Origin of the sequence: Pseudomonas putida (genome assembly GCF_026625125.1) — a bacterium.
Classification (GTDB): domain Bacteria; phylum Pseudomonadota; class Gammaproteobacteria; order Pseudomonadales; family Pseudomonadaceae; genus Aquipseudomonas; species Aquipseudomonas putida_X.
The window spans coordinates 3,856,014-3,876,590 of record NZ_CP113097.1 but is presented as its reverse complement, the minus strand read 5'-3'; the positions used below and the strand labels follow the sequence as shown (position 1 = coordinate 3,876,590).

General features: G+C 55.7%; 19 protein-coding genes. 5 read left to right on the top strand and 14 right to left on the bottom strand.

Annotation, left to right across the window (positions count from 1 at the left end; genetic code table 11):
• Nucleotides 1–183: 183 nt before the first annotated feature.
• The 11 genes from OSW16_RS27160 to OSW16_RS17845 all read right to left on the bottom strand — a co-directional run bounded on the left by OSW16_RS27160 (nt 184) and on the right by OSW16_RS17845 (nt 12,228).
• Nucleotides 184–270, bottom strand: coding sequence for a hypothetical protein (locus OSW16_RS27160; protein WP_241493086.1), 87 nt, complete (start codon nt 268–270; stop codon nt 184–186).
• A 119-nt stretch (nt 271–389) separates the two neighbouring features.
• Nucleotides 390–524 (bottom strand): hypothetical protein, encoded by a 135-nt coding sequence (locus OSW16_RS17890; protein ID WP_267817310.1) that lies wholly within the window; start codon nt 522–524, stop codon nt 390–392.
• A gap of 68 nt (nt 525–592) precedes the next feature.
• A complete protein-coding gene (locus OSW16_RS17885) occupies nt 593–1,219 on the bottom strand; it encodes a hypothetical protein (RefSeq protein ID WP_267817307.1) in 627 nt (208 codons plus the stop codon).
• Between the two features lie 439 nt (nt 1,220–1,658).
• Entirely contained in the window at nt 1,659–2,060 is a 402-nt protein-coding gene (locus tag OSW16_RS17880) for a helix-turn-helix domain-containing protein (RefSeq protein ID WP_119714000.1), read from the bottom strand.
• A 1,175-nt stretch (nt 2,061–3,235) separates the two neighbouring features.
• A complete protein-coding gene (locus OSW16_RS17875; protein ID WP_267817304.1) occupies nt 3,236–3,946 on the bottom strand; it encodes a hypothetical protein in 711 nt (236 codons plus the stop codon).
• 364 nt (nt 3,947–4,310) lie between these two features.
• On the bottom strand, nt 4,311–4,886 hold the full coding sequence (locus OSW16_RS17870; protein WP_021783239.1) for a hypothetical protein: 576 nt from the start codon (nt 4,884–4,886) through the stop codon (nt 4,311–4,313).
• Nucleotides 4,887–4,921: 35 nt separating this feature from the next.
• Complete coding sequence (locus tag OSW16_RS17865; RefSeq protein ID WP_155249899.1) at nt 4,922–5,638, bottom strand: hypothetical protein; 717 nt, start codon at nt 5,636–5,638, stop codon at nt 4,922–4,924.
• A 1,329-nt stretch (nt 5,639–6,967) separates the two neighbouring features.
• Nucleotides 6,968–7,390 (bottom strand): hypothetical protein, encoded by a 423-nt coding sequence (locus tag OSW16_RS17860; protein WP_155249898.1) that lies wholly within the window; start codon nt 7,388–7,390, stop codon nt 6,968–6,970.
• A complete protein-coding gene (locus OSW16_RS17855; protein WP_155249897.1) occupies nt 7,391–9,409 on the bottom strand; it encodes a hypothetical protein in 2,019 nt (672 codons plus the stop codon).
• 1 nt (nt 9,410) lies between these two features.
• On the bottom strand, nt 9,411–10,970 hold the full coding sequence (locus tag OSW16_RS17850) for a hypothetical protein (protein ID WP_021783235.1): 1,560 nt from the start codon (nt 10,968–10,970) through the stop codon (nt 9,411–9,413).
• Between the two features lie 4 nt (nt 10,971–10,974).
• A complete protein-coding gene (locus tag OSW16_RS17845; RefSeq protein ID WP_155249896.1) occupies nt 10,975–12,228 on the bottom strand; it encodes a site-specific integrase in 1,254 nt (417 codons plus the stop codon).
• A 137-nt stretch (nt 12,229–12,365) separates the two neighbouring features.
• Here OSW16_RS17845 and dnaQ point away from each other — a divergent pair, with 137 nt between their 5' ends.
• Entirely contained in the window at nt 12,366–13,070 is a 705-nt protein-coding gene (gene dnaQ, locus OSW16_RS17840) for a DNA polymerase III subunit epsilon (protein ID WP_418942203.1), read from the top strand.
• A gap of 159 nt (nt 13,071–13,229) precedes the next feature.
• The gene (locus OSW16_RS17835) at nt 13,230–15,479 is read left to right on the top strand and encodes an Orn/Lys/Arg decarboxylase N-terminal domain-containing protein (protein WP_267817295.1); all 2,250 of its coding nucleotides are present in this window, start codon (nt 13,230–13,232) and stop codon (nt 15,477–15,479) included.
• Here the strand turns inward: OSW16_RS17835 and OSW16_RS17830 are convergent.
• Entirely contained in the window at nt 15,463–15,681 is a 219-nt protein-coding gene (locus OSW16_RS17830; protein ID WP_241807009.1) for a hypothetical protein, read from the bottom strand. The two genes, OSW16_RS17835 and OSW16_RS17830, sit on opposite strands and share 17 nt — an antisense overlap.
• A gap of 156 nt (nt 15,682–15,837) precedes the next feature.
• Between OSW16_RS17830 and OSW16_RS17825 the strand changes: the two genes are divergently transcribed.
• Complete coding sequence (locus OSW16_RS17825; protein WP_267817293.1) at nt 15,838–16,398, top strand: NADPH-dependent FMN reductase; 561 nt, start codon at nt 15,838–15,840, stop codon at nt 16,396–16,398.
• A 108-nt stretch (nt 16,399–16,506) separates the two neighbouring features.
• On the opposite strand, the gene phnX is transcribed toward OSW16_RS17825, so the two are convergent.
• Entirely contained in the window at nt 16,507–17,334 is an 828-nt protein-coding gene (gene phnX / locus OSW16_RS17820) for a phosphonoacetaldehyde hydrolase (protein WP_267817291.1), read from the bottom strand.
• Nucleotides 17,335–17,368: 34 nt separating this feature from the next.
• Complete coding sequence (locus OSW16_RS17815) at nt 17,369–18,475, bottom strand: 2-aminoethylphosphonate--pyruvate transaminase (protein WP_241807006.1); 1,107 nt, start codon at nt 18,473–18,475, stop codon at nt 17,369–17,371.
• Between the two features lie 112 nt (nt 18,476–18,587).
• Between OSW16_RS17815 and OSW16_RS17810 the strand changes: the two genes are divergently transcribed.
• Entirely contained in the window at nt 18,588–19,451 is an 864-nt protein-coding gene (locus OSW16_RS17810; RefSeq protein ID WP_267817288.1) for a LysR substrate-binding domain-containing protein, read from the top strand.
• Nucleotides 19,452–19,489: 38 nt separating this feature from the next.
• A complete protein-coding gene (locus OSW16_RS17805; protein ID WP_267817286.1) occupies nt 19,490–20,512 on the top strand; it encodes an AraC family transcriptional regulator in 1,023 nt (340 codons plus the stop codon).
• Nucleotides 20,513–20,577: the final 65 nt, after the last annotated feature.

The following is a 20,577-nucleotide window of genomic DNA, read 5'->3' as shown; positions in this document are numbered from 1 at the left end:
CCCGTAGGGCCAAAACCGGGCGCAGCCAGGGTTGGGTGCACGACAGCTGTCCCCGGAGGGGCGAGCCAGCAAATTTGCGGATTCAAGAAATCCCTGGAGACCTCGTCACGCCTGGCTTACAGCGAAGAAGTCTCCCTGTTTTTTCGGATTTCTTTGCGGATTTTTCAGCACGCCGTGCGCATGTCACGGCACCTCAGGTGGCACAAGCCTGCAGGCCGGCTTACCGTTTTTGGTGATGACGAACGAGTGCCCTTGCTGCAGGAGCTTCATGATCCTATGGAATCGCCGCCTTGCCTGCGTTGCGCTGATCACCTGCATGCCGAAGCCCTCACTCTCGCGGAACTGAGCTGAAGGTGGCCAGCTCATCAGCCGACCACCCCCCAGTTCACTTACATGTCGGGATGGATGTCGTCGAAGAAGTTGACGTCCAGCTCGAACTCCAAGGTGCCGAACCGGGCCAGCAGGTCAGCCCGCAGGGCTCCCTCGGCATACGGTTCAACGTCCACCCAATAGCTGTAGATCATCCCGTCATCCGAGGTGTTCGCGGTTACTTCGGCGTCTGCCAGAAGCTCCGCATCCTCCAGCGATATCTTCAGCTCATTGGCCAGCGCTTACGCCATGCTACTGCGGGGACGATTCTCCTCGGCTTCAGCGGCCTGCTGTTGCGCCATGTAGTCCCATTCATCCCTGCGATCACGTCTGCATCCGTTTCGCTGCCGGTGATGGAAACACCGTCTTTCCCGAGCGACCACTTGCTATCCCGCCGAATCAGATCAATCTCCGCTTGGAGGAAGAAAGCCGTGCCGTAGTAGACCCGATCAGGATCCTGCTTACCTTTCCAGGTGATTGACATGTCCAGCCTAAGCACACCAGTCGCATCGTCATAGGCGGCTGACTCTACCTCGTATTCGTCGATAGCGAACTCGCTGGCGTTGGTCTCGGCCATGGGGCCGGAAAGCAGATCCTCCAGCTCTTGATCCAGCTCGGAGAACACATCGTCCTTGTGGAGGGCGTCCTTGAAGTCACGCACGCCAAAGGCGGCGAGCATCAGCCGAGGATCCGTGGGATTTCGCCGGGCGACGACAACGAGCTCGTGGTACTCCTCGAACCCTGCCTGACGCGCAAGCGCTTCTTGGGCAGCAGAAAGCTTCATGTCGTGTTCACGAGCATGCTGCTTGGCTTGCGATTTGATGATGCTGAGAGGGGAAAAATCGGACATAGCAATGTCTCCAAAACCATTTGACGCTTTGGTTACCGATTGCCTGTTCACCGGGCAGCGCCTGGTTAGGGACATGCCGATGTAAAACGAAAGGGTGTATCTACGATGGGCTATTGCTTCGCGAAACAGGCGCCAGGCGACCATCACCGCCTGGCCTGATCATAAGTCAGCCAAAATGACTCCGCAACAGGCTGCGGAAAGGGCATCGCCAGGTTGGTTTGACGGAGGGTGGCGGATGCTCGGGTATCAGAAACGACCGCAAGCGGAGCGCGCCCGCTCACGATGGGCCAGAGGCGAGAATGGAAGCCCGATAGGGCCGGAACCTGGCGAAGCCAGGGTGCGGTTCACGACAGCTGTCCCTGCAGGGTGAGCTCTGTGCGTTACACCTTGGCTCGGTGGCGGAGCGCTGTTGCCACATGCTCTAAGGCTATACGGACGATCAATCCGCGAAGGCGAGCTCTGCCTGCATGCAGTTCGACTCATGACCGCTCCTGGCTCTATGGGGCAAGCGACGCACTTGGTGGCCCATCTCTGGGATCGCTCGAAGACCGTGTAAGCCATCTTCCCGTTGCAGATCTGCAATCTCTAACTGCAGCTTGGAGATCAGCTCAGAAGGAGGCTTACCAGTATCTTCGCTGAGTGTAAGGGTGAGGAGGGTAAGCGGGCTGAGTTCCAGGCGCCGACTGACCTGATCGAGCTTGTCCAGGGTAATGCTCGACTTACCCAGCTCAAGCTTCGAAAGGTACGTGCGACTGGTAGTGTCGGCGAAATCTCGTTGAGTGATATTGCGCTTGCTACGCAGGGCGCGGAGAACGCTAGCGAAAGAGGTTTTGAGCGTCATGCTGCATTCTCAGCGGGTTGGCAACCAGTGAGCATCGTCCATTTCCTGAAGGTTGTTCGATAGGAGGCTATGTATTAACCAAGCCTACCACGACTGGAAAGCGAGTAATCCCACGCGTATACATGAAGGACGTCGCCATCGGTCTCCACAAGGCCGCTATTCGAGGACAAAAATGTGAACGTCGGAGAGTTGATTGAAGAGCTGCAGAAGTACGATCCAGGCCTACCCGTTCTGATTCCGCGATCTGATTGCTCCGCACTGGAAGACGCTGTGGCGTGTTACCAAGACGTCGTGCGTGAAGGGAGGATTATGGGCTACGAGTCGCTGAGCTGGTTTCCTGGGGAACCCGAAGATCCTCGTACTCAAAAGCACAGGGTGATCGTCATTGATACCTCTCGGCCTCTCCCAACGTGAGTGGAATGACCATGAAGTGAAAGCAGGTGGGGAAACTGCGGGGTGGGGTACCCACAGGCATTGCTTCGGTAGCAGTGTTCTGTAAATGCATCTGGAATCGGTCAGCCCATGGAGCACGCTCGACTAACATGGACGCTTCCCGCTGCGGTACAAGTGAAAGCATCTAGCGGCAGGTAGAAAAAAACCGCCATTTAGGCGGTTCAGGGTACTGCTCGGGGTCTCTGGCTCTTCCGGGCGGGCTTTCGGCGTGCCAGTGAAGAGTTCTTTTCCTCAGGGTTGAGGCGTTGGTGCCAGACACAAACGCAGCAACCCTATCGGTAAAACGACTTCGTATCAAGCTCGGCTAGGTCGTAGCTACCGAAAGGCCTGGGCGGCTCGTTCTCCGAAAGAGTACAAATGTGCTCCAATGCTTAATCAGGTGGACAAACCTTACATACTGGCTTGCCGAGCCTGGTGATCACGCAGGTCTCGCCTTGCTGGACGAGCTTCATGATCCTACGCCAGCGGCGCCGAGCTTGACTCTTGCTAAAGACCTTCTCCATACAGCCTCCCCGGCGACAGTCGATCACCAAATTTATAGTCTGATTGCCGGCGGTCTAGCTGCGCAGCACTTCCGTATTTGGGCGAAGGCACAACGTCCCACTTAATGTTCCCAAAATGGATCATTAATGGCGTTTTGATGGGCTAATGTCCCCAAAAGGGATCCTTATGAGTAGCGGTGATCTGCCATTTCTTTAAGAGGGAAGTTCTCACAGACCAGCTCAACAGCTTGGTAGGTGGGCCATCGGAACAAACGAAAGCGCCTCAACGCCAGCCGAGGCCGACATGGCAACGTACACCTGTCTACCGTCAACAAGAGCGATGTCACATGTGTGTGAGACAGTTTCGCTTGTATTGGAGATCTCACTCATCAATGTGAGCATGCGCGAGATCACCAACTGCCTGGCCTGTTCGGGAGGACAGGACTTGAGAGATTTGGTCACCGCATCCTGAAGCTTGACCTGCAGCTCTTGCGCCTGTTCCAGAGAGAAACCACCGGGGAAGCACATTACCCTGCCCGCATCCAATCGCCTCAACGAATCAGCTCCGTGCTGCTGGTGGAAGTAGACGAACCGAGTAACCGCTTGATCATTCACCAGCGTCGGGTACGTGAACATCCAGGACGTCTCTGCTAGATCGGCATGCAGGCGAGGGTTGTCGGCGTGGATCTCTGAAAACGAGTCGCGCACGCGCAGGATCAAATCCAGCACGTCATCAGGGCTATTGAAACCGTGGTCTCTAACAAGCGATTTGACAGGCTCCAGCATCGCCAGTGAGCCAGCGCCCGTGATGACGCCAACCTCGGTTCTTACAATTTTTTCCTCGGTGTCACCGCAAGGTGTTTTCACGCCGTCCTCAGCGATGTGGGTGACACGCTTGTCTGCGGCGATAATGACTTCGTTGCCCAGATGAGCAACCAGAATACAGGTCATGACATCCCTCTCGTGAACCTACCTATGTAACGCGGTTTCTGGAATGTAACATTGTCAATGTTACATTCCAGAAAGTACGTTACAACGACCACTGCTAGGCAATCTAGTGCAAGCGAGCGCCTGCCTCCTCATGTGTTTTGCCCCAGTTCGCTGGCCACCGATCTATTGAAGGAGTAGTGATAGGCATAGCCATTTCGAACTGCCCAGCACCGGCAAGCGGAGCGCGCAGCCAGGTAGGCGGAGACGCGAGGATGGAAGCCCGTAAGGGCCAGGACGCCGACATACGGCGAGCGGCTTGGTTCACGACAGCCGGCCCGTAGGGCGCGCCAAACCTAGCCAGGACGCCCTTACAGCACTGACCTATCTAAAAGGGTTTCATGTCTGGTGGAGGTTCATCGCGGGAGTCCTGCTGCTCCCCTGAGCCAAACATAGCCTCTTCTGTCCAATCATCCTTAAATAAGAACATGTCAGGCGTGAACTCCACGATTCCAATCACGTTGTTTTCCAATATGCCGCGAGAAAACTTCCTGAAGATCCTGCCTCCATCCAAGCCCAACCCTGCATCGCTATCTTTAATGAAAAGTGCCGTCCATTCGTCATACATAACTTCAGCGGCAATTTTCTCCCAGGTCATCCGGAAAAGCATGTAATTCTTGCCGACTAATTTGCTGTCATACACGATGACGAGCGTGCCTTTGGATGCGTTCAAAATCTTCACTGGGGAAAGAATTGTCAGGATAATCGCTTGCTCGATCAGATCGATTACCCTGGTGTCAGGTTGTCCTTCCCACAGCACAGCAAACCTCTGGATGTAAAGTTTATCAAGGGGGATACAGTCAGCACCGAATATTTGCTGTGTGGAAAAAATCGTATATGCACCTTCGCCATCATCATGGTGAGGCTGCTCATACTCGGTATAAAGTAAGCGGGAGTAGATCATCATCAATACCATTGGAGGGGTGGCTGTTTAGGAATTTATAGAGGGATCAGCAAGCCGAAACATTGCGTGCCTGTGCCACTGAAATGTTGAGTGTCGGGGTTGTAGGATTTCGCCGTAAGGCAGCGGGAGTGCTCTGCTTGAGACCCCAGGAACAAATCCATTGGACACATTCCAATGGATGTGACTGGCTGGGCAGCGGAGTATTGAAGGATATTCCTGTGAGCTTTATGAAACTCCAGATTCTCGCCGTTAAGTATTTCTTCTGCACAGTCGTGGAGCGCAGGCGCCGGGTATCTCTCAATCCCCAGGTTATTCGATTCAAGCACTTCTTTGACGGCAGGCCAAAATGCGTAGTCTGAGCGTCCTGAGTAGACTTCGGCTTCGCACGAAAAATCGAGAGCCAGCCTTCGATTAGGAATAAGATCTTTGACCAGCTCCCACAAGGACTCAATGGCAGGGAGGGTAATGCCCGCCACCTCGTCACCAAAGAAGAGATGGATCGTGTCTTTGTGAACGGCTACCAACTTCACCCCGGAGAGGGCGCCATGGATGTGTGCCTGCTCGAGGGTTTCCATGGCAAACCTTTCCTCTAGCGGTTGTTGGTAGAGAACGGCAAAGCGCTGCTTGTTGGCTGTTGCCATCAGGTCAAGGTTGGGAGTTTTCCACTGCAGAGCGCTGAGCACAACGTAGTGGAAACCATCAGCGAGGGCTATTGGAGCGCATTCCAACTGGAAAAGAGGTACTGATCTCATGGTCATTTCTCTTCTGGACGTACAAGAAATGAAGACCATCAGTCTGGAGTAGTCAAGGAAGATCTTAGAAAAATATCCTTTCAAATCAGTATGTTAAGAGCATACTCTTAAACTGAGCGTGTCCAATGTTAGGGCCGATCACTGGTAGGGAAACCGTTCAATTTGGACTCCGGAACCTGATCTGCTGAGCGAATGCGCGGTTAGACCATTGGCCAGTGATTGCGATCTGCATCTTCGCGAAACCTTAGTCGGGCCCGCCAGCCACCTTAACGGGATCGCAATCTGGGTAGAACAGATCAGGGGGGCGACATTCGCATTCCTCCTTTGTGGTATGAGGAATGAAGACTGTGGAGTGGGGAGGGTCAAGGCCAGAAGGAGAGATACTCGATTTTTCCGACGAAAAATCAGTATCTTATCCGTATATCGGTTCGGTAAAAGGAGCTGCTCAGACCCAAAGGATGACACTGGCTCATCGTGCTGCCCAAGGTCTGAATGCCGTCCAGGCGCTCATGGCGACAGCAGCGAGCTCGGGGCGATGGGGCTCAGCCACCGGAAAAGCGCGGGGCATCTGCTAATGCACTGTTGCCAATCCAAGGGGCTCCTGAAATTGCCACATCACATGAATATGCAGTCCTGTGTCAGATGCTCATAATGCCATCTCATGTGCCTCTAGCGCTGCCGAGAGCGTTGGGTGCCATTCCAGAGGCCGCTCTCCGGGTGTGCCCATCAGTCTATGCGCAATCCCTCGTTCTTCATCACATGGTGCTGACAACGTTCCCTCAGCCGAAAAGTAGCGGGCAGACGCAACGCAGAACCCTCTGCCATCAAGCGACTGCAGGCATACGTATCGGATGGCTGCCTGGTCGTCCAATTGTCGCCAAGAGATCACTTCGACACACGCCTCATTTACGCGACCTATGGTTTCTGTTGGAGGATCCCCACGGAACTTCGGATCAACTAGGTGGCTAAGCTCCTGGCGGCGGGCAATGACGTAGTCTCTGATCTCCTCGGGATCCATAGAAACTGTGCCGCGATCCGTCACTGAATAGTTCTGAAGACTATTGATCGCCTTTATAAACTGTTGTTCCCGGTTGAACTCCCAAGTCGTTGGCTGTTCTTTGAGAAGTGACTTCCACCATCGGATAAATGAAAACATTTTACAAGGCCATCAGCTGGGGGTGTGTCTAAAATATCTTACCATGTGTGGTCTGGCTATGTTGATTAGGTTGATCAATTGAAATGGTCGCTGCGCTCTTAAGAAAAATATTTAAGGATGCCGGGCTGTAATTCATGTTGATGGTTTTCATGTGCTGTATATAATTTGCTTGATTACCTTCGGTCGGGCTTCGGCGGTTTTTTGCTGAGTTCTTCCATGGTGATTTTTTCCGTGGCACCACGTAGCGAGACGTTGTAAATGAAGGTGCGAGCGGCCTCGGCCATTGTGGATAGTTCGGCTTTCAGTAGGCGGTTTTCTTCTTGCAGGTTTCGTATTTGTATTGCTGCGGCAGTTAGGCTTTTTGGAAGTATTAAATTGTCTGTTTCTTTTTTCTTAGATGCGATTTCTAGTTTTCTTGTTTTGTATGCGTTGTTTATGAGTTGTTTTGTGGATAATGATTGGCGTGTGGGTTTGACCTCTAGTACGACCTGACTAGCTTCGCATATTAAGTCCCAGGTTAGTTTCTCAGATATAGGCCACTCGCGAATTAGATTCGTAATGGCTCTAATTTCCTTCTGTGTGAATGCGTTAGGCATCTAATCTTGCTCTCTGAATAGTTTCAAACAGCTTAGCAAATCGTCTCCATAGAGGCTATCGTCCACGACGTTGTAGGCTGCAGGCGTAGTACCTTCTGGGTGCTTGGTGCTCAAAATTCGTCCAGGATGAGTAAAGTCTGAACCTGGAGCCATCACTGCGCTACCATCGGGTATAGCAGGGTCATCATGCATGGCTAATAGTTGGTCTAAGCGCTCTAGGCGCCTAGAATGGTGCTCAACCCATCGAGTCGCGGGTCGATTCCCATCCTCGATTGCCTGTAGCGCCGCTGCGAGGTTCTCTGCGATTTGGTCTCGGTCGCGCTGAATGGCATCTCGCGACTTACGGTGGCCTTTGCAATGAAGGAGTTCTGAGCAGTCCGTGCAGTCAGCTGATTTCTCACATGGAGAGACAACCCAGTTGTGAGTGCAAATTCCGTAAATGGTTGTGATCACCGGCCCTTTGTCATAGAAGCTATATTCTTCTCTGGATATAGGAGTTGGCACGACCTCTACAGCAGCCATTCGGCTGTCAGCTATGTCCCGAGCGATTCTTTTCTCATCCTTATGCATATACGTTCTGGACTGGTGCTCTGAAGCACAATCGCGCCATCTTGTAATGAGATCTAGGCTCAAGCCTCCCTCTTGAGCTGCGGTCGTGGTGAAATGGCGCAGTTGGTGAGACTTAAGTATCAAGCCGGTATAGCCGTGCCGGTCGAAGAAGGAGCTAACCAACGTTCCTTGATTGTTGATTTTAGAGTGAGTGAGCCTTTTGTTAAAATAATCCAGGTTCATGGGTGACAGTATTACAGGGCTCGTGTTGTATTGGGGTACGAGCTGGCTGGCTCGAAAGCACATCAGGGATTCAGACATTCGAAGTGGGGTTGTGTCATATTTCTGTGGGTTAACTTGATATGGGAAGTAGGGGTTGCGAGAGATGTTGTACTCTCGAACTGTCCGCCATAGAGAATCGAGGCACCAGCCTGTCGTGCAGTAGGAGCCTGTCATGGTAAATAACGATGCCGTTGCTTGTTTTTTGCTTACCCCTAATGCAAGAGCGATCTCATCTAAGGTTAAAATTTGGTTTCTCGGTACTTGTGGGCAGCCTGAGTGGGGGTAGAATTCAGTTGATCCGCTTTCAATATGCTTCGCGAGGCTGCGACCATCTTCAGTGATAGCCGCAAGTCGAGTAATTGCGGCGCGGGCATGGCCTGACATTATAGATACAAATGGTTTGTTTGTGTGGTGGCCATATTTGCTGGAAAAGAACTTGATAAACCATTGCTCTATGCCAGTTGAGTCAAGGTCGCTATCAAGTAGCGTTATAGGCAGCCAGAGTTGCTCGCTTATTCTTAGGGGTGCAGAAATTAGAAGTGCAGTCAGGCTCGTTAGATAAATTGATTCGTCGTCTAGCTCAGTTGTATAGGCGCGCCCAAAAATTTCTGCCAGGGCAATAATAGACTCATCAGATGGAAGCTTGCTAATATCAGGCTTTATCTTTTTTTTGAAGCCATGTTTCCAAAGGGCGATATCGTTGGTGGTCAGGTTGTGCCTTGCAATGTTTTGAGCAATACTTTGCAATACTCCACCTAGCTCCACGGGGCTACCCGTCTTTGCGATCAATTCTCTGGCTGCTTGCAGATGAACTCGGCTGACTTTCGTTATGCATGTTTTTGCGCCAGAGGTTCTCATGGCAGCATCAAGGTACTGTAATCCCTGAAAACAACGCCTGATATGTGTTTTGGGGTTTTCTGATAATGAGTTTATTAAGAATGCTTTCGAGAATTCAGTAAAGTCATGATCGAACACTTGATCGCTGTTTGGTATGGCCGACTTGGATAAGGTTCGGTTTTGTTCTAGTTTTGTAAAGCGAATCATAGTTCTTGGGAATTTCCATATAGCATCGTTCCATTCAAAGCCATGGTTTCCAGTAAGAACAATTAGCTTTGCATATTCGATGTATGCGGCTAGGTTGGCCTCGCTTGATAAAGTTGGTTTGGACTTGAACGGTATTACTGGCATTCTATTCATCCTTCAAGCGTTGCTTGCAGAGTGCTATAACCCTTTCTACAGCTCGGATATCCTTGTCGAGCTGTAAAGGTGTCAGAAGTCTCCGTGTCGTGCTCTTAAAGAAGATATTATTTTCCTGCTCTTGACGCTTAAGCAGTCGTGCTAATACTTGTTCGTGAGGGCCGTCTACCCACGGCTGAAATTTTGTACACCGGTAGCATGGGATCGGGACTGATGCTGAACAAAACCCTTCATGACCACAGTTTCCTAGAATTTGGTTGCCATCAAGCTCGATACGGCTACTGGGATCAGTCCCCCTAATGGCATCTGTTTCGTTATTGACGAGGCAGCCCATGAACGCCTGCGCTATCGGGGCATAGATGTAGCCAACACTCTCTTGTACTGCCCTGGCTAGCTCGGCAGGGTCATCGTAATAGCTTTCAATGGCGGACAGACTTTCTTGGCCAAGCCAGTACCTCAATACGTTTCGGGAGGCACCGAGTCTCGCCAGCTGTTTTACTTTGGTGTAACGCATGCGATATGCGAATTCATTAAGGTTTTGGTTCGTCCTGTAAGAGTGCACCGGTGAGCCATTTCTTGAACTCAATTTTTTTGTAATCGAAGTCGCAGAAAGGTGCCATAACTCCGATGAGAATAGCTCAAGTGAAGATGCGTACCGCTCAACCTCGTCTTTTTTTAACAGCAGCCATTTTTTGTACGGTGTTAAAAAGAAAGGGAGTTGCTGTATTTCATCGGGGGTAGGTTTGTAGCCAGTCCACTCCTTGAATTTAGATATAGTGTCAGAAATTTGCAGGCTACAGAGTTTCCAAAGGTCATCACTTAGCGGGTGAGTTTCTTGCTTGGACATCCGAAATCCAATCTCCCCCTGATCTTTGGCTCCAGGGTATGAAACCCTTGGCCCTTTGACAGAGTTTGTTTCGCCAATATTTTCAAAGTCGCAAATTTTTAGGTGTGCGTACTGTATAGGTCTACGGCTATGGCTGGCATTCAACAAGTTTAGTGTGGTATTTTGTAGAGATGATTTACCGCATTCAAAATCATACCAATATGTGCTGAGCAGGTCATCGTATTCTTGCTCTGAGTACGGCCCGCCTGTCTCACTGAAGAGTCGATAAGATTTAGCGCTCGATGATCCACACTCATACGGTAGTATTTTTCGAAGGCCTTCATCTAGGCCGGAGAATCCCGCAGTTTGCCAGGTTTTGAGCAGCATAATTAACCTGTTTTTATCCGAGGTTTTCAATCTCGATTTCATGGTTAAGTAAGCTGTAAGGTCGAGGTTTTTGCATTTGGCAAGCTTAAGGCCTCTTTCAAACGATCTGACGATGCTTGCTAAGTTGGAAGGGGCGTATATGCCAACTCTACCGATGAGTGCGATTGTGTTTTTGTAGCCGTCTAAAGACTGTTTGCTGAGGGCGAGAGCGTGCTTGATGTTGATCGTGGCTTCACCGACAATCTTTAACCTATCGCCTTCATATTCAACGGTTATGAGTGGCTCAGTCGCATGCTGGGAGGCTCTATCGGAATGTGATTGATTGACATCTGGTATCATGCTCTCAATCTCTCTTTGGGCGGGTGATTGAATAGGCCATTGATACGCTGGCGGTATATGCCTCTTCAGCAGTGTGTCTGCGATTGTAATGTTTAGCCATGCTGGAGTTTGGCACCCATCCCATAAGGAAGCATCGCTGTTCTATTTCTTCTTTCTCAGGGGTTTTGCGGTCTTTGCATTCCTTTGAGAATCGATAGTTCCAATCATGGCGGAGCAAGTGTGGGTGAAGTCCGCAGAGCCGTTTATCGCTCAGGCGTAAGGTGGTAAAGTAGGAGCGAATCGAACTTATTTCCAGTGCCTGCCCTTGGTTTATCCCTGCTTTATGAACAACAAATATGAATGCATTATCTTCGAAGCTAACGTTTGGGATGAAGGCTCTCCAGTCGCCCAGGTATTTGAGTATTTCACTCTCAAGCTCCGGTGATATCGCGAGCATTCGACCGTTTGTTTTGGCTACCGGCTGATTGACTCTTCGATCAAAAGCGTCATCCTGGTTTCTTACTATGTTGATGTAGGCATGATCTCCCCCTCTTGCTGGAATGAAGTCTTCAAGCTTTAATGATAGTAGTTCACCAAGTCTGATGCCTAGATCATAGAAGATTCTCAGCATCAGGGTGTCCCTGAATGAAATACCTTTTTGAAAATCAGTATTGCTTGATTTTAATGGGTTGTCGAACTTCTCGAAGAGTGCTTTTCGAGTGGGTTCGGAGATCTTTTTATTCAAAAGCGCTTGGGTATATGCCGCGCGAGAACCTTTTTTGCGCTTTCGAATTTTTAAAGCCTTTTTGAGTTCACTCAGGAATGTCACGTCGGCGAGAGAGTTGGAAGTGCTGCGCAGGTGAGTGAACAGCCAAGAAAAATAGCGACTGGCCTCGTCGAGAGATGAGTTATATGTTCTCGCGTTTACAGTTGCTCCTTTTTCATCGTCTTTTGACAGCCTCCGTTTCCTGTTAAGTGACTCAGTTAATGAGTCCAATTGCTGCGCTGTGAATCCTTTACCTGATCGAAGCAAATCTACAATGACCACACTCTGACTGGCCGCCCATTCCTCAATTTTTTTTATGGTTTCGAGGTGCTTCAACTCAGTGGCAGCGCTCATGTGAGCGAGGCTGTGACTACAGAATGCCGTCGGCCAATACGCTGGCATCGCACCTTCCGCGCTGTCGAACAGGAGCGCATACCTCCATCCGGCTTTGGCGATGAAGCGCCTAATGCGGAAACGGTTTTTACATTTCTTGTCGGAATTTGAGGTATCCATGCGGCGTTTTTACACAATGGCGATGAAAATGACAACAGATTTTTCGCTCAAAGCCTGTATAATCGCTCCCATCAGAGCTGGAGCGTTTACAGTTGTTGGAAACCAGATTAGTAATTCTCGATACTGAAACCACCGGCATGCCGGTCAGTGAAGGCCACCGGATCATCGAGATCGGCTGCGTCGAGGTCATTGGTCGGCGCCTGACCGGTCGGCACTTCCACGTCTATCTGCAACCGGACCGCGAGAGTGACGAGGGCGCGATCAATGTCCACGGCATCACCGACGCTTTTTTGGTCGGCAAGCCGCGCTTCGGCGATGTAGCCGAGGAATTCTTCGAATTCATTCAGGGTGCCACGCTGGTCATCCATAACGCCGCGTTCGACGTCGGCTTCATCAATAACGAGTTCGCCCTGCTCGGCCAGCGTGACCGTGCCGACATCTCGCAGCATTGCACCATCCTCGACACCCTGCTGCTGGCCCGGGCCCGGCACCCGGGGCAGCGCAACAGCCTTGACGCGCTGTGCAAGCGTTACGACATCGACAACTCCGGCCGTGAACTGCACGGCGCGTTGCTTGACTCGGAGTTGTTGGCCGACGTCTACCTGGCGATGACCGGTGGCCAGACCAGCCTTTCGCTGGCTGGCAATGGGGCTGACGGTGACGCTGAAGGGCAGGGCAGTGGTGGCAGCGAGATCCGCCGGATCACCGGGCGTGCGCCTGGGCGGGTGATCATGGCCAGTGCCGAGGAGTTGGAGGCGCATGCAGAGCGGTTGGCGGCGATCGCCAAATCGGCGGGCGGGCCGTCGATGTGGCAGGCATTGACCGAAACGCCAGCCGGTTGATGCTGGGCCTGCCATGGCCTTGTCGCCGGTAAGCCCACCAGCTCTTTACTGAACTGCAGGCCCGTACAGGAAACGGCGTGCCTGCGACAGGGCCGCACTGACAACACCAGGCTCTACTACCCTGTGAGAGACGCTCTGTCCTTCGGAGGTAGCAGCCTGATGTACAAGGACCTCAAGTTCCCCATCCTCATCGTCCACCGCGCCATCAAGGCCGACAGCGTAGCCGGCGAGCGCGTGCGGGGGATTGCCGAGGAACTGCGCCAGGACGGCTTCGCCATTCTTGCCGCCGCAGACAATGCCGAAGCGCGCCTGGTCGCTGCCACTCATCATGGGCTGGCCTGCATGCTGATCGCCGCCGAAGGCGTTGGCGAAAACACCCACCTGCTGCAGAACATGGCCGAATTGATCCGCCTGGCCCGCCAGCGTGCGCCTGACCTGCCAATCTTTGCCCTGGGCGAACAGGTCACCTTGGAGAACGCTCCCGCTGAAGCGATGAGCGAGCTCAACCAGCTGCGCGGCATCCTTTACCTGTTCGAGGACACCGTGCCATTCCTCGCCCGCCAGGTAGCACGTGCTGCCCACAACTACCTCGACGGCTTGCTGCCGCCGTTCTTCAAGGCCCTGGTACAGCACACTGCGCAGTCCAATTATTCCTGGCACACGCCCGGCCATGGCGGTGGCGTGGCCTATCGCAAAAGCCCGGTGGGTCAAGCTTTCCATCAATTCTTCGGCGAAAATACCCTGCGTTCGGACTTGTCCGTCTCGGTGCCAGAACTGGGCTCGCTGCTCGATCACACGGGACCTTTGGCAGCGGCTGAAGCCAGGGCGGCGCGCAATTTTCGCGCCGACCATACCTTCTTCGTGATCAATGGCACCTCCACCGCCAACAAGATCGTCTGGCATGCCATGGTCGGCCGTGATGACCTGGTGCTGGTCGACCGTAACTGCCACAAGTCGGTGGTCCACGCCATCATCATGACGGGCGCCATTCCCATTTACCTGTCCCCGGAGCGCAATGAGCTTGGGATCATCGGGCCGATCCCGCTCAGCGAATTCAGCGCTGAGTCGATCCAGGCCAAGGTGCGCGCCAACCCTTTGGCCAAAGGGCGCGAACCACGCATCAAACTGGCGGTGGTGACCAATTCAACCTATGACGGGCTGTGCTACCACGCCGGGCTGATCAAGCAGGCTCTGGGTAGCAACGCCGAGGTGCTGCACTTCGATGAAGCCTGGTTCGCCTACGCCGCGTTCCATGAGTTCTTCACCGGACGCTATGCGATGGGTACGGCCTGCACCGAGGGCAGCCCGTTGGTGTTCAGCACGCACTCCACGCACAAACTGCTGGCTGCCTTCAGCCAGGCGTCGATGATCCATGTGCAGGACGGCGCCCAGCGCCAGCTGGACCGTGATCGCTTCAATGAAGCCTTCATGATGCATATCTCCACCTCACCGCAATACAGCATCCTCGCTTCTCTGGATGTGGCTTCGACCATGATGGAGGGGCCTGCAGGGCGCTCGCTGCTGCAAGAGATGTTTGACGAGGCACTGAGCTTTCGTCGCGCCCTGGCCAACTTGCATGCACATATGCCTGCCCCCGATTGGTGGTTCAGCATCTGGCAGCCGCCGGGGGCTGAGGGTATCGACCAGCTCGCGGCGCAGGACTGGCTGCTGCAACCCGGCGCGCAGTGGCATGGCTTTGGCGAACTGGCGGGCGATTATGTGTTGCTCGACCCACTGAAGGTCACCTTGGTGATGCCGGGGTTGCGAGCCGACGGTGTGTTGGACGAGCAGGGCATCCCGGCGGCAGTGGTCAGCAAGTTTCTATGGGAACGCGGGTTGGTGGTGGAGAAGACCGGCCTTTACAGCTTCCTGGTGCTGTTCTCGATGGGCATCACCAAGGGCAAGTGGAGCACACTGCTGACCGAGTTGCTGGAGTTCAAACGCCATCACGATGGCAATACCCCGCTAAGCCAGTGCCTGCCGAGCATCGTTGCAGTCGACACCGCACGCTACCACGGCCTCGGGCTGCGCGACCTGTGCCGCCAGCTGCATCAATGCTATCGGGTCAATGCCACGGCCAAGCAGCTCAAAGGCTTGTTCGGACGCTTGCCGGAAGTCGCCCTCAGCCCGGCCCAAGCCTACGACCATATGGTGCGCGGTGAGGTGGAAGCGGTACCGATCGAGGCATTGCTCGGCCGCGTCTCGGCAGTCATGCTGGTGCCATACCCGCCGGGCATCCCCCTGATCATGCCGGGGGAACGGTTCACCGACGCGACCCGCCCGATCCTCGACTACCTGGCGTTTGCCCGCGCCTTCAACAGCGATTTTCCCGGTTTCGTCGCCGATGTTCACGGCCTGCAGAATGAGTCGGGAAGCTATACGGTCGATTGCGTCAAGGAATGCGAATGATCTCGACGCCCGTCTGGACCAGTTCAAAGCGGTCTTCACCCAAGTGGTTGACGCGATCGCCGATGGCCAGGCGATAGGTGGTAACCGGCGCGCCCAGTGCGCTGCCGTCGGCCTGCAGGGTGGACTCTTGGAACTCGTGCACGGGGTAGATACGGCCTTCGGCGTCACGGGCGTGGAATTGGCCGACCATTACTGCTGCCATTTAGGTGAAAACCTCTGAATTACGTGGGAAATGTCTGCAGGAATAGACCGTGGATGGTACCTGGAAGTTTTCTGCCGGAGGAAAAAAACCTTAGCGCCGGGCGATGGTCATCTATAACTACAACGTCTCTTACCCCAGCAAAGGTTGAAAATCGCCATGAGCCAGGTGTATTCGGTAGCGGTCGTCGTCGGCAGCTTGCGCAAGGAATCGTACAACCGCAAGGTGGCCCGTGCCCTTTCAGAGCTGGCACCGTCCAGTCTCTCCCTGAAAATCGTCGAAATCGGCGATCTCCCCATGTACAACGAAGATGTCGAGGCTGCGGGTGTGCCTGAGCCGTGGAAGCGCTTTCGCGATGAGATCCGGCACAGCGATGCGGTGCTGTTCGTCACTCCGGAGTACAACCGCTCCATACCGGGCTGCCTGAAAAATGCCATCGATGTGGGTTCGCGTCCCTATGGGCAAAGCGCCTGGAGTGGCAAACCTGCGGCAGTGGTGAGCGTGTCGCCCGGGGCCATTGGCGGGTTCGGCGCCAACCATGCCGTGCGGCAGTCGCTGGTGTTTCTCGACATGCCCTGCATGCAGATGCCCGAAGCTTATATCGGTGGGGCGGCCAGCCTCTTCGAGGACAGTGGCAAGCTCAATGACAAGACCCGGCCCTTCCTGCAGGGCTTCATCGACAAGTTCTCCTCCTGGGTGAAGCTGAACAGGGCAGTCTGAGCCGGCCCTGTCGCCGGCACGCCGGCTCTCACAGATACCCCATCGTTGATGAAACAGCGGGGCCGTCATGGGAGCCGGGGCGCCGACGAAAGCAGCAACGAACACCGGTCAGAACGTCTGCGGCATCTCCCCCTTGGCCAACCGCCGGTTGATATCGGCGACCACCTCGGGCAGGTCATTGATGGTATCGATCAGGTAGTGCGGGCGTGACGCTGCGAACATCTCATGAATTCGCTTGCGTTCACTTTCCAGCTTCTCGGCGCTCAGCGCCTGGTACCCTTCCCAGGTCAGCCCGAGCGCGTTGCCCGAGCACACCAGTGCCACGGTCCACATGCCGGCACGGCGCCCTTCGAGGATGCCCGGCACGGTGTCGTCGACCTTGACGCAGGCCGCCACATCATCAATGCCCAAGGCAATCACATTGGCCAGTGCCTGTGCCGGCCAGGGGCGGCCATTGGGGGTTTCGTCGGTGGCCACCACATGGTCGGCGACATAGCCGTTGCGTGCCGCCAGTTCGACGACCTTGTCCATCACCACTTTCGGGTAGCCCGAGCAGGAGCCGATTTTCAAGCCGTCCTGGCGCAGGCCGGTGAGGGTGTCCAGAGCGCCGTGGATCAGCGCCGAATGCACGGCGATCTTCTCGATCTGCAGCGGCATGAAGCGGTTATAGATGGCGGTGACGTCATCGTCGGTCGGCGTGCGGCCGAACACGTTGCGATAGCGCTCGGCAATTTCCGGCACGTCGCACAGCGTGCGAATGTGGTCCCACTTGCCCATGCCCATAGGGCCGCGCGCTTCCTCGATGGACACCTGCACGTCGAACTCGGCAAAGGCTTCGACAAAGATCTGTGTGGGGGCGAACGAGCCGAAATCGACCACGGTGCCGGCCCAGTCGAGGATGGCGGCTTGCAGCTGGGTGGGGTTTTTGTAGTTCATGTGCGCTAATTCCTGAATTCGGGTGGGCAAAGGGTCAGATGTCCAGCACTTCCATTTCCCGCAGCACGTCGGCCACGGCATTCACGGCGGCCTGCATGCCATCGGCACCGACCACGCCGATGCAGCCGACGCGGAAGGTTTCGACCTGGGTCAGCTTGCCCGGGTAGAGGATGAAGCCCTTGGCCTTGACCCGCTCGTAGAAGTCCTTGAACTGGTAGCGGGCATCGTTCGGTGCGTGGAACGTGACGATGATCGGCGCCTGGATGTCGGCGGGCAGGAAGCTGCGCAGGCCGATGGCGGCCATGCCGTCGAGCAGGGTCTTGCAGTTGTCGGCGTAGCGTCGGTGGCGCGCCGGCAGGCCGCCTTCCTCGTTGTATTGCTGCAGGGCTTCGTGCAGGGCCGCGACCACATGAGTGGGTGGGGTAAAGCGCCATTGGCCGGTCTTGGCCATGTAGGCGTGCTGGTCGTGCAGGTCCATGGCCAGCGAATGGGCATTGCCCTCGGCAGCGGCCAGGGCGGCTTTTTCGGCGAAGACGAAGCCCATGCCGGGTACGCCTTCCAGGCACTTGCCGGAGGCGGCGATCAGCGCTTCGAAAGGGATTTCGCGGGCATCGATGGGCAGCGCGCCGAACGAGCTCATGGCATCGATGATCAGGCGCTTGCCGTGGCGTTGGATCACCTGGGCGATCTCGGGCAGCGGGTTGAGGATGCCGGTGCTGGTTTCGCAGTGGATCAACGCCACATGGGTCACGGCGGGGTCGGCAGCCAGCAGGCGGTCGACATCGGCGGCGGTGGTCGGTTGGTCTTCGGCGGTTTCGAAGGTGCTGTAGGTGCGGCCCAGCACGTTGCAGATCTTCGCCAGCCGCTGGCCATAAGCCCCATTGATCAGCACCAGGACCTTGCCATCGCGTGGCACCAGGGTGCCGATGGCCGCTTCCACGGCAAAGGTGCCACTGCCTTGCAGGGGGACGCAGTGGTGGCTGGCGGCGCCGTCGATGATTGCCAGCAGTTGCTCGCAGACACTGGCAGTCAACTGGTTGAAGTCGCGGTCCCAGGAGCCCCAGTCCACCAGCATCGCTTGGCGGGTGCGCAGTGATGTGGTCAGGGGACCTGGGGTCAGCAGAATAGGGGCGTTGCTCATTCCGTTATTCCTCGCAAGCGGTGGGCTGAAACTACGAGGCCTAGGTTGCAATTCGCGCTTCCATCAATCAAATTGTTTGTTGTTATCCCAGCTATAAGTCAGGCCGATAAATATGAACCTGTTTCAGCTGCGTGCCTTCGATGCAGTGGCCCGTGAGGGCAGCTTTACCCGTGCTGCCGAGCGCCTGTTCATCAGCCAGCCGGCAGTGACCGGGCACGTCAAGGCTCTGGAGGAGCACTACCAGATCACCTTGCTGCGGCGCACGGCGCGGCGCGTGGAATTGACCGAAGAGGGCACGCGGCTGGCGGCCATCACCCGGGCCATGTTCGGCCTGGCTGAAGAGGCACAGGCCATGCTCGAAGCCAACCAGCAACTGCTGACCGGGCGCCTGGAGGTGGCTGCCGATGGCCCGCACCGGGTCATGCCCATGCTGGCGCAGTTACGCGAGCGCTACCCCGGCATTACGGTCAATCTGCGCCTGGGTAACGCTCAGGAGACGCTGGCTGCCCTGTTGTCCGAGCATGCCGATGTGGCGGTGCTGACAGAGATCGAGCCACGCAAGGGCCTGTATCTTCAGAGCCTGTGCCAATCCCGCTTGTGTGCGTTGTTGCCAGCAGGGCACGCCTGGGCTGGGGGCGAGGGTGACCTGGCCTTGGCCGAGCTGCACCAGCAGATCATGGTGCTGCGCGAACCCAGCTCCACTACCCGGCGCACCTTCGACAAGGCCTGCGCTACAGCTGGCGTGCAGCCCCGGGTGCAGCTGGAGCTGGACAGCCGTGAGGCGGTCACCGAGGCAGTCGCATCGCAACTGGGCATCGGCGTGGTGTCGTCTACCGAAGTGGCCAACGACCCCCGGGTGGTGGCGCGACCGTTAGGCGGCCAGGGCCTGGTCAACCAGCACATGGTTGGCTGCCTGGAGCGGCGCCGTGAGTTACGCTTGATCCAGGCATTCCTGGGCCTGGCGGCCAGCCTTTGAGCCGGGCCGAGATGCCGGCATAACCTGATGGACTGCAGATGAGCGAGAAAGACACCATTTCCATGCAACTGGTGCGTGAGGCCTTGTTGCAGACCTGCCCGGCGGGTGAGCCGGATGCGCCGCTGCTGGCCCGTGCCGGTATCGACGCCGGGCAGTTGCAGGCCCCGGATGCACGGGTCAGTGCCCAGGCCTATGCCCGGCTCTGGCGGTTGCTGGCGCGGCGCTGCAACGATGAATTCTTTGCCATGGACCCGCGCGGCCTGCGCAGCGGCAGCCTGGCGTTCCTGTGCCGGGCAAGCATGGCTCAGCCAACCTTGGGCGAGGGCCTGGAAACCGCGCTGGCGTTTCTTTCGCTGATGCTCGAGGACCTGCAGCCGAGCCTGGTGCGCCAGCAGGGCCTGGCCGAGATTGTCATCAATGAGCCGCGCGACCTCCCACGGCGGGCGTTCACCTATTTCACCTTCTGGATGATCGTGCATGGCGTGGCCTGCTGGCTGGCCGGGCGACGCATTGCCATCCTGGCCATCGAGCTGCGCTGTGCCGAGCCGCCGTACTGCGACGATTACCGGGTGATGTTCTCGCAGAACCTGCAGTTCGAGCGGCCGCGCACCCGCATGATCATCAGTGCCGATTGCCTTGACGTGCCACTGCGCCGCAGCCCCGAGGACCTGCAGCGCTTTCTGGCCGAAGCGCCTGGCAACATCCTGGTCAAGTACCGTGATCCGGCCAGCCTGGCGTGGCGCATCCGCAGCGACCTGCTGCAACTGGACCCGTCCCATTGGCCGGATGCCGACGCCCTGGCACGGGATTTGTGCCTGTCGCCGTCAACCTTGCGCCGTCGACTGGCGGAGGAGGGGCAGAGCTACCAGGTACTCAAGGACAGCGTCCGGCGTGAGCTGGCCATCGCCTGGTTGAGCCAGGCCGAAGCGCCCATGGGGGAAATCGCCGAGCGCCTTGGTTTTGCCGACGGCAGTTCGTTCTACAAGGCGTTTCGCAAGTGGTTCGGCTGCAACCCCGGGCATTACCGTGCGCTGATCCTGGCTCGGGGCGCGGCAGGCTGAAAGGGCGCCACTGCGACCTCAGGCGGTGGCTACGGTGGTATTTCCTCATGCCTTGCCCAGTGCCG